The sequence below is a fragment of the Dictyobacter arantiisoli genome (assembly GCF_008326305.1).
GTDB lineage: Bacteria > Chloroflexota > Ktedonobacteria > Ktedonobacterales > Ktedonobacteraceae > Dictyobacter > Dictyobacter arantiisoli.
Map to the genome: position 1 here is coordinate 1 of NZ_BIXY01000134.1, position 10,019 is coordinate 10,019.

General features: G+C 50.8%; 9 protein-coding genes and 2 pseudogenes. 2 read left to right on the forward strand and 9 right to left on the reverse strand.

The annotated features are described in order from the left end of the window. Positions 1–140: 140 nt before the first annotated feature. From F1593_RS26130 to F1593_RS30175, 5 genes and pseudogenes are all read right to left on the reverse strand, one after another. Complete coding sequence (locus tag F1593_RS26130) at positions 141–335, reverse strand: SDR family oxidoreductase (RefSeq protein WP_149404500.1); 195 nt, start codon at positions 333–335, stop codon at positions 141–143. Between the two features lie 160 nt (positions 336–495). Continuing rightward, a complete protein-coding gene (locus F1593_RS26135; RefSeq protein ID WP_149404501.1) occupies positions 496–1,035 on the reverse strand; it encodes a dihydrofolate reductase family protein in 540 nt (179 codons plus the stop codon). A gap of 21 nt (positions 1,036–1,056) precedes the next feature. After that, a complete protein-coding gene (locus F1593_RS26140; RefSeq protein ID WP_149404502.1) occupies positions 1,057–2,007 on the reverse strand; it encodes an LLM class F420-dependent oxidoreductase in 951 nt (316 codons plus the stop codon). A gap of 118 nt (positions 2,008–2,125) precedes the next feature. Continuing rightward, a complete protein-coding gene (locus F1593_RS26145) occupies positions 2,126–2,548 on the reverse strand; it encodes a MarR family winged helix-turn-helix transcriptional regulator (RefSeq protein ID WP_172632466.1) in 423 nt (140 codons plus the stop codon). A 493-nt stretch (positions 2,549–3,041) separates the two neighbouring features. Next, a pseudogene (locus F1593_RS30175) lies at positions 3,042–4,213 on the reverse strand (IS3 family transposase). Between the two features lie 296 nt (positions 4,214–4,509). Between F1593_RS30175 and F1593_RS26165 the strand changes: the two are divergent. Both F1593_RS26165 and F1593_RS26170 read left to right on the forward strand, forming a co-directional pair. Continuing rightward, positions 4,510–5,127, forward strand: a complete 618-nt coding sequence (locus F1593_RS26165; RefSeq protein ID WP_149404507.1) for a TetR/AcrR family transcriptional regulator — start codon at positions 4,510–4,512, stop codon at positions 5,125–5,127. A gap of 189 nt (positions 5,128–5,316) precedes the next feature. Beyond that, positions 5,317–6,273, forward strand: coding sequence for an NAD-dependent epimerase/dehydratase family protein (locus F1593_RS26170; protein WP_149404508.1), 957 nt, complete (start codon positions 5,317–5,319; stop codon positions 6,271–6,273). Between the two features lie 407 nt (positions 6,274–6,680). Here F1593_RS26170 and F1593_RS26175 read toward each other — a convergent pair whose 3' ends face one another. The 4 genes and pseudogenes from F1593_RS26175 to F1593_RS29135 form a co-directional block, all read right to left on the reverse strand. Continuing rightward, positions 6,681–7,028 carry a hypothetical protein gene (locus F1593_RS26175; RefSeq protein WP_149404509.1) on the reverse strand — a complete coding sequence of 116 codons (348 nt, stop codon included), beginning with the start codon at positions 7,026–7,028 and terminating at the stop codon, positions 6,681–6,683. Positions 7,029–7,059: 31 nt separating this feature from the next. After that, on the reverse strand, positions 7,060–7,251 hold the full coding sequence (locus tag F1593_RS30020; RefSeq protein WP_371873918.1) for an HNH endonuclease: 192 nt from the start codon (positions 7,249–7,251) through the stop codon (positions 7,060–7,062). Positions 7,252–7,266: 15 nt separating this feature from the next. Beyond that, positions 7,267–9,177, reverse strand: a complete 1,911-nt coding sequence (locus F1593_RS26180; protein WP_149404510.1) for a reverse transcriptase domain-containing protein — start codon at positions 9,175–9,177, stop codon at positions 7,267–7,269. 445 nt (positions 9,178–9,622) lie between these two features. Continuing rightward, positions 9,623–10,019 (reverse strand): annotated as a pseudogene (locus F1593_RS29135) (hypothetical protein); the annotation flags it as partial.

Sequence of the window (10,019 nt, forward strand, 5' to 3'; positions counted from 1 at the left end):
AGCTATCAACCTGGTGCGTTTCGCGTCTTGGATGGCGGGTGTCCCTCATGCCAAGACGCGCACCTCACGGTTTGCTGCCATGAAAACTCCGGAGGTGAGCTTGGCAATTTAGCAACAGTATCCGTTGTTCCTCAGAAGCCCTAATCGGTGATGAAGCCACAACTCAGGTTGGCAACAGCCGCCGTCATGGCACTGGATTGATCGGAAGCCATAAAGGCGGCCACATTCGCTCCCTCTGCAAGTATGGGCAACCGCTTCAGTAGGTTCAAATTGGTGCTGAAATCCTGGACATGTTCGCGCGTCAAACCCAGGGTTTCAGCATAAAGACTAGACACGTCGGTAATCGTTGCCGTCTCTGGGATGGCGTCCGATCGTAGACAAATGGCGCGGATACCCTGCTGTCCATATTCCGCTCAGTTCACAACCCTGATCGAAAATGTGCTTCCTGCACATTTTCGCAGATCTTCATCACACCTCAACAAGAATACCCTCTGATCAGGCCGCGTCAGGTTGGTAGGTGAGAACGACGACGCCTTGCTCTAGTGTCTTTGTCGCGACCAGTTTCAGGGTCGTCTTTTCGCTCTGCCGAAACAACAGCGTGCCGGAGCCAACGAGGAGCGGGTGTATCCACAGACGCAGCTCATCCAGCACGTGATGCTCCAACAAGGTTTGCCCAAGAGGGCCATGACCATAGAAGACCAGATCTTGACCATCCTCCTGCTTGAGCCTGGACACGGCATTGGCAACATTGCTCCTGATGATCACCGAGTTGTTCCAATCGGCCCTTTCCAGGGTGGATGAGAAGACATACTTGCGAATGCTCGTCATCCTTGCGCTGTAGGCACTCGTTCCAGCGCCCGACGTCGCGGCAAACATTTCGTAGGTGTGCCTGCCCATCAACATCGCGTCGCTTACCAGCAGTTGTGCTAAAGCGACTTCTTGGGCCTGCTTGCCGAAATACCCATTGATCCAGGTTATTGGATCGCCGATGACGCCGTCCAGAGATACAAGGGTCGATTCAATGACTTTTCTCATTGTTGCTTCCTCTCTCATTGGTTACTGGATAAACTCGCTGGCAAAACGACGCATGGTATCCAGTTGAGGGGTGTCAGAGAAGCTGATCACGAGTTCCTGGACACCAGCCGCCTCATAGGCAGCCAGACGCTGGCGAATCGTCCCAAGGGTTCCAACGAGACCATACGACTGGATGTCTGAGACTGGGGAAACGAGGGGAGCCCATCCAGGGACCAGGGAGCGGGCCTGCTCATCGGTATCACCAAGAGCACAAAGCGTGAGGGCGGTCCGGTGAATGCTCTCATAGGGGCGTCCAACCGCCTCACAGTGGGTTCTCAGCACGTCAAACTTGCGCTCAATGGTCGCAATATCGCCTTGCACATTACAGGCATCGGCATATTGGGCCACCAGTTTGAGCGTCACCCGCTCACCGCTTCCGGCGATCATGATGGGAATATGGGGTTGCTGCACCCCTTTGGGCTGGTTGATCGCGCCGCGAACCTGGTAATAGTTTCCCGCATAAGTGGCCTCCTCTTGCGTCCACAGGGCCCGAATGACCTGGACAGCTTCGTCGAGCTGCCGCAGCCGCGTCTTGGCATCGAGATACGGGTAGCCATAGGCGTGATACTCATGCTCGTGCCAGCCTGCTCCGATGCCAAAGGTGTAGCGCCCATGCGAGAGCACATCGAGAGTCGAAGCCATTTTCGCCTGTAAGGCAGGGTTGCGGTAGTTATTTCCGGTCACCAGGTGTCCGATACGCACCCGCCTGGTATCGCGCGCGAAAGCCGCCGCTGTGGTCCAGCTCTCAAAAAACATGGCCTGAGAGGGAATAAGGGGATGAAAATGATCCAGCAACCAGACCGTCTCAAATCCAAGTTCATCAGCCGTTTGGGCCACATGGGTCAGTGTTTCATAGGCTTGTATGGGGTCCTTGAAGCTCGCCAGTTCTCCCACAAAGCCCGTGGAAAGGTAGACACTATATTTGAGAGACATGTTTCTTTACTCTTTCTCCTCTGGCAGAGATTCTCTGCCTATCCTTGTTAGAACAAGGTACGCTGATTCCTATTTACTTCCTGCCTGATATGGGTATATACCCGCATTAGTAAAAAATTTAGATGTTTACCTCTTCCAATTGAGAAAGCAGCGTCTTGAGCATCTGCAGTTGATCCTGTCCAAGGGTATCTGCAACGGCTGTCTGGGCCTTTTGCCACAAGGGACGAGCGAGAGAAACAGCTTCACGTCCCCGCGCAGTGACGTGTACGGTATGCTCTCGTCGGTCGCTTCCTCTGCTCAGAGAGACCAACCCGTCGCGCGCGAGAAGATGTATATTTCTTCCAATGGTCGAACGATCACTTCCTAGCTGTTGGGCAAGGTCGGTAATGCTTTGCTCAGCTTCATCCTGAAGAATGCTTTCCAGAAGCACATATTGTGTCACCTTGAGACTGCTGGGAGCAAGGACTCGATCATAGACCTCAGTGAGCGTTTGCGCAGTGTAGCGCAGCGTTGTGCAATGACAGGGAAATGTCCTTTCCATGATAGAAGTATATACCCGCATTTAGCAGATGTCAAGGGTCTGTCAGAACCGAGGACACAAAAAAGTTCCAGGAGAAGGCTCAACCCAAGTTGCAAGACCGCTTGCTTGACCCACAAACGGTGTGGCAGAACTGCTTGATCAACGAAACTAATACTCTCACGAGAATAGCGAGAAGAATGATTAAAGGCTAAAGCTTGCATTATCTCACGAAGAATAGCTACTTTTAAGAGAGTGCTGGTCTTGCTCTGTATGAGTTCAAGTGCGGGATGATCAGGAGGTGGATTAAACATTTTCATTTCTTGATGATAAGTGGAAAGCACTTCCTGTGCTTGTGCCGCTAGTGATAGATCACTACCTTGTGCATAATGATGAAATAGTGATCTTGACCCGTTTTCGTAGAGCCTCCAGAGGTTGGAGCTGAGGAGAATAAAAACGTTTTTACGTACGTAAATGACGTAATACATAATTATTCTACCATGGAAAATATATTACGTCAAACGTTTAATAACGTACGTATTTCTCCCATTCTTTCATACTGGAACGGACTCATATATCCTAGAGTCGAGTGACGGTGAATTCGATTGTAATACGTTTCTGTATAGGTAAAAATTGCTGACCTTGCTTCTTCATGCAATACATAGAATATTTCTTGAATACACTCATCATTTAATGTGCCAAAAAATGACTCCATTGCAGCATTATCCCAGCAATTTCCTTTTCTCGACATACTCGACTGGATTCCGTATCGCTGCAAATACGCCTGATATGCCTGTGATGTATATTGACTTCCTCGATCACTGTGATGCAAGAGCCCTGCTTTCGGATGACGGCGTACCAGGGCTTGCTCAAGTGCGCGTTCTACCAGCTTCTCATCACAACTGCCTGACATAGACCACCCTACGACCATTCGTGAATACAAATCCAGGATCACTGCGACATAGAGCCACCCCTGTTTGGTAGGGATATAGGTAATATCACCGGCCCATTTCTTATCTGGCTCTTCGGCATGAAAATCTCGATTCAAGAGATTTGGAGCCACAGGATGCTTCTCGTCTCTTTTTGTCGTGATCACACGACGCCGTTTCCTTCTGGCTGACAACGCTTCTTCTCGCATTAGCCTGGCCACGCGTTTCCGCGAGCAGCTCATCCCTTCATCATGCACATCTCTGTGGATACGCGGTGCACCCTATCTTCCCTGGTGCACCTCAAACACCTGCTTGATCTCCGGAGTCAACTGAGCATCTTCCTGCTTCCGTCGGCAGGTTGGACGTTTGCACCAGGCGTAAAAGCCACTTTCCGAGACCCCGAGCACACCGCACATCACCACTATTGTAAACTCGTGCTTGTGCTCTTCGATGAATTGATACTTCATCGCTGGTCCTGTGAGAAGATGCTCACTACTTTTTTTTAAATATCACGTTCTTGCTGGACTCGTTCCAATTCTCGTTTGAGGCGTCGATTTTCCTCTTCTATCGCAGTCTGATGCCCTTTTCCTGGAAATGCTTCTTCTCCATGCTTTGCCAATTCTTTGCGCCAGTTATGAATCGCACTATCCGATATTCCCAGTTCTCGCGCGATCTGAGCTATTGACTTGCCCGATGTTTGTACCAGCCGTACTGCTTCTTCTTTGAATTCTCTGGTGTAGACTTTTTGAACCTTGCTCATGATTGGTCCCTTTCTCAAGCTTCGCTTCGTATATCTCAGCTTTGGGGACTCTTTCAAATCGGGGCAAGGTCATATTACCTATGAAGCAAGGTTTATTCGGGAGATTGGTAGAGAGGACGCTTGCTCATATGGTAGGGAACTCAAAGGATACGACATTTTGAAACGGCACCCTTCGACTCCTCAATTTTCTCATGAAGCACATGCGTCTGGTCTCTTGAGAAAAGCCCTTGACTTTTGGGATGCCCTTTGTTATTATTGTTTCTAACGATGTTAAATTTTCTCACGGAGATCGATGAATGGGTATCAAAGAGAGACGCGAGCGTGAAAAACAAGTGACCAGGGAGAGTATCTTGACCGCTGCTCACAAGATTGCGAGGCTCGAAGGATGGCCTGCGCTTACTATACGCAAAGTGGCGGATGAGATCGAGTATAGTGCGCCGATGATCTACGAGTACTTTGCGAATAAGGAAGAGATTCTCCTGGAGTTAATGCGTGAGGGCTATCAGCAACTCATTGCCAGTATGCAACAAGCCCAGTTTTCGACAGAGGATCGCCGAGAACGTCTCTTCAAAATCGTTGATGCTTACTGGGCTTTTGCTCGAAGCAACCCGGAACTCTATCAAATCATGAATGGGCTGGGAGGCGTTCCACTTGATATTCAGGAAACAACGCGTGCAGGACGCGCTGCTGGCATGGTCTCTCTCGCAGCGCTGAAGGACTGGGCGCAGACGAGCGGTATCGTTCTGGAAGATGATTTTGGCGCAGTTGAGATAACCTGGAGTCTGATGCATGGCATGGTGAGCCTGACTCTGGTTGAGCGCATTGAAGGAGGAGAACCACGAGCCAGGCTTTTACTGCATCAGGGACTCCAAGCACTGCTGACCGGAATGACACAGCAAAAAAGCGCTGGATAAGCTTTTTGCACTCTTCAGGTCCCTCTTGCATTGCTCCCTTGCCACTGCTGGCCGATCTCGACCACGCTCTTGGCGGGAAGAGAGCACGAAGCAGGAAAAGTTCGTTATTTTTTGTCAATTATCTATCATTGTTAAATTTTCTACTATCGTTTAAATATATACTGAACAACCGAGAAAAAGGAACCTTCCATGAAGAACATACGTCAGGAATTGCATGTCATTTTCGGAACTGGCCCGGTGGGTCTCACGCTTGCTGAGCAATTGGAGGCCGCAGGTAAGCAAGTTCGTCTAGTGAATCGCAGCGGCAAGGGACAAGCTCCAGCAGGAGTTGAACTGGTCGCTGGCGATGCTTTGCAGTCGGATGTCGTACGCAACCTCTGTCAAGGGGCTGCTACCGTCTATCATTGTGCGAACGTCTCTTATGAGCAGCAAGTGGCGATCATTCCTCGCTTACAAGAGAGCATCATAGAGGGCGTTGCTCCTACTGGAGCAAAGCTGATTGTGACTGATACGCTGTATATGTATGGGCAAACACATGGGCAAGTCATGAAAGAGAGGAGTCCAAACGCCGCTATCACGCGCAAAGGACAGATGCGAGCAAGAGTCGCAGAAGCCTATCTCACAGCCCATCGCGAGGGAAAAGTGCGTATTGCACTCGGTCGGGCGGCTGATTTCTTTGGACCACGTGTCCTCAATTCGGCACTGGGCGATCGCGTCTTTCCCGCCGCACTGGCAGGGAAATCGATCCAACTCTTAGGCAATATTGATCTTCCTCACTGCTATAGTTATATTGGAGATGTTGCGAGAGGTCTGGCGCTGTTGGGAGAACATGACGAAGCCCTGGGAAGGGTCTGGCATGTGCCCGTTGTTACTCCGGTTGTCACGCAGCGCGATATGGCGCAACTGATCGGCAAAACGCTCGGCAAGCCTGTACACATTCAAGCTTTTCCCAAGCTGGCTATCCAAGCCCTTGGCCTTTTTAATCCCTTCATGCATGAGTTTGTCGAAATGTTTTACCAATATACTGAGCCGCAAATTGTCGATGCCAGCGCTATTGAGCAAGCGTTTGGCCTCCATGCAACCCCTCTTGATGAAGCCATCCACGCAACAGTCCAATGGTATCAGGAGCAGCAGGTGAATGTGTAGAGTGTGAGCGTTTGAAGGATGACTTATTGCAGATTTGTATTTTACCGATTACACATTTCTACAAGCATTGAAGACTTTTGCTGTCCAAATGACTGTCCCAGGAAGTAATCCCTGCCGTACAATATGCGTCCTGCATATTGTACGGCAGGGATGCAATGAGATGCTGCCTGATACGCCCACCGGTCACTGCCCCACCTTAACCCATACAACCCATTCTGCATCTCTAAAAAAGCCCAGAGAGGCACTAATGCCCGCTTTGTCAGCAATGAAGACCCACAAAATATCCCTATTGTCCCCATTGTGGGGTCCCGCTGCATCCGACAAAACAACAAGAAGAAGATTACTATATTCCCACAACGCGTGTGCGATCATCAACTCATTCTCCTTCTCCAACGCGTATGCTGCCGCTAGAACCAACTCGTCGCCGCTGATGTGGCCACTGGGCTAATTGATGTCGTTGTACCACCAGCTCCGCTCTGCCCAACAGAATGAATTACCTGAAAGGCAGGATGCACGGCCGCATGACCGTGCGCCCCGCCTACCTTCTCCATCTCCGCCTCAATCTCTTCCAGTTGTTTGGCCCTCAATAAATGATATACGAGCATGAAATTTGAATCAATTTGTGGCAATTTCGGCCTACGATATGGCCAGTCAGTGCCATTTTGACGAAAAGAGTCGGGTAAGAGGCCGGGTCCTGATTGCTCAGGAACACCAACCCCTCCCCGCCGAACCGAGACGTGCACGTTTTCGTGCATCCGGCTCTCCAAGAGCCACTACCATTCTTGTTTAGCGCGGAAGATACGCCAGATTGGAGAGCTTGAGACCATCGTACTCTCCTCGGTGGATCTTCCAATGACAGTCTGAGCACACGGGTACTTGCTTGCGGTTCATGGCTCGCAGGAGCCGATTGAAGCCGGTTGCCACCCGTTTGTTACTCAGCTTCCGAATATGTCGGATATGGTAGGGTCGGGAGCGGATGTCCCTTTACAGGGATCACCCGTCACCCGCCCTCAGAACCGTGCGTGCACCTTTCGACGCACACGGCTCGCCATTTACGCGCTTCTTGAGAGACTCTTTGTCAGGGAGTGTACCTGCATGAAGTTGGTGATGGCAGTTACGACACAGGACGAGTGTTTTCCTGCGGCGGGCCGCCATCATACGCTGCCAGAACGCCTTTCCTTTTGCGACATCTTTCAGCTTTCGCACGTGATGCACCTCAAATGGCCCTTCCGTCGTCTCGCAATACTCGCATTGCTTCTTGTTGAGTCGTTTCATGACTTCGGAGAAGCTGAGCGTCCAGACATATCCATTTTGCTGGACATCGAGTTGCGAGTCGTGCGGCGCTGGTTTTCTGAGGTCTTTCAAGCGAAAGACCTTGGTGTAGCGTGTCTCTTGCTCTCTTTTCACAGCGAGCTTGAGTCCATCTTGCGTTTTGAGCCGTTTGACAATCTTGTTTACGCTTGTCTTGTGCTTGTTCGCCAGGGTCTTCAAAAGACTCGTTTGCCAGACCCATTCGAGCTTGTGCAGGGTCTTCTTCACCCCGGTTGCCAGAGCGTAATAGTTTGCCAATCCTCCAAACTCTCCGTTGTAGGCAAGAATGATTTCGGCATCAGTGAGATTCATCCATTGCGGTTTGTGGGTGGCCTTCCCAGTCACGTAATCCCCATATCCCCTTTGCGTACAAAACTTTTGCATTTTGTCCTGGGGAATATGAAGCTGGATCGCCTCAGAGAGCGACTTTACCCAGGTGTGGCGAGTGCCGCGTTTGAGCTTGATCACTCGATCTGCTGAGTAAGTTCTTAGCTCGTACCCGACGAACGTCACGCCCTTTTTACTGTGACAGATATGCGATTTCTCTTCGGCTATGGTGAGTCGGAGGTTGTGCTCGATGAACTGTCGCACTTCCTGTCTGACTTGCTCCGCATCTGCACGCGAACCAATGATTCCGAGACAAAAATCGTCGGCATATCTACAGTAGAAGAGGCGCTTGTAACCGCCGTCAAACGGATCTCCGCTTGGTATCTGCTTCCGCAATTGATCGATTCGTCGTATTTCCTGTTGGATGCGCTGAAGCTCGTGTTTTGCTTCCTCCTTTCCCTTCAGGCTATCCCATTTTCCTCTGAGTGATCGAATTTGGTAGGAGTAGTGCCGGTACAAGGGGTTCTCCTTTCGTTTCTTCCCCTGGTCGAACCGGCGTTTCGTCGCGCTCATGAACGTGTCTAGTTCGTGTAAGAGCACATTGGCGAGGATGGGAGCACAGATTGAGCCTTGAGGAACACCGCTGTACGTGGCGTGATAGCGCCAATCCTCCACATAGCCAGCATCTAGCATGGCTTGGATGAGGCGAAGAAAGCGTTTGTCCTCAATTTTCTTCGAGAGTAATGTTATCAACAGATCATGTGGGATCGTGTTGAAGTAATCTCGAAGATCCATGTCCACAAACCATTTGACTGCCTGCCATTGTCGATCTATCTGCTCCAATGCGGTGTGTGGGGATCGTCCTGCTCGAAAACCATGCGAATGGTTATCAAAGATAGGTTCGTAGATCCGTTCCAGGATGATTCGCACCACCTCTTGAACCAGTTTGTCATCCCCAGAAGAGATACCGAGTGGGCGTTTCTTGCCATTTTTCTTCGGGACGTAGGTCCGGCGAACTGGTTGAAATCGATAGGTTCCGCTTTTGAGTCGCGTAATGATGGACGTGACCCGTTCTTCGGAGAACCCATCGAGGGTCACTTCATCTACGCCTGGCGTCATTGCTCCTGTATTGGCATAGATGTTGGCGTAAGCTTCATGCCACAAGATGGGGTTTTCCAGCAATCGGAATACCCCATTGATCGGTTTTCCCTGTTTTGAAATCGTCTCAAGTGCTTCTAATCTCCTAATCACTGTTGCGGATAGCATCAGCACGTCCTCGCTTTCGGGTATTTTGAAGCTGTCGTAAACTCTTCCCCTTCCCCCTGGCACTTCTGGTTTCGCGGATATTACTATCCCCTTATCCTCGTACCAGTATCACAGCCACGCCATTGTGGGGCGATCTGCGGAACCCATTACAGGCCCACCTTGGGTATTACGGGAAGTCCGTACCCATGCAGAGCTTGCGCTCTGTTTAGGGTATCCCGCCTTTACAGCAGAGTGAGATTCAGCGTGCCCAGGCGTCCCGTTCGTCCCTTTTCTCCCTCGTACAAAGGGCCTGCTAGCGCCGATGGATATGCTTTGAGTGCACCAATCAAGACATAGACGCTAGTCCTGACGTTTGTAGCCACCTTCCGTCAGGGCCATCGAAAAGGCCAGCGGAACTAGGATTCATACAGTGTTGTCTTCGCCATACACGCCTTGTACTGGCCGTTCAGAAGATTGGTGACTTCCCCTTACCCGGCCTTCCCCACATGCTATGGTCGCCTTCCTCTTTCGAGGGGAGGGTAAGTGGGGTGTACAGAGAACCCTCCATCAGTTCTCGCACCATCTGGTGCGCTCTATCTCTGCTGCCGAAGCGGCGCACATGCATCTCGATCTGTTTGTGTGCTTCGCCGCAGATACAACAGGGTTTTCCCAACTTAGAGCGAGTTCGGAGACGAACCAGGGTCCGTACAACATCCATGTCGCCCTGGCTCCCTCCTTGGAAGGCCAGTTTCTTTTTCGTCCAGTCCTGGTTCTGATAGAAGCTGACTTGACGATCTGGCTTTCCTCCTCGACCTTTAATGAGAAGTGAGAGATCTTTTCCAAAGCGCTGGAAGACCTGTGGG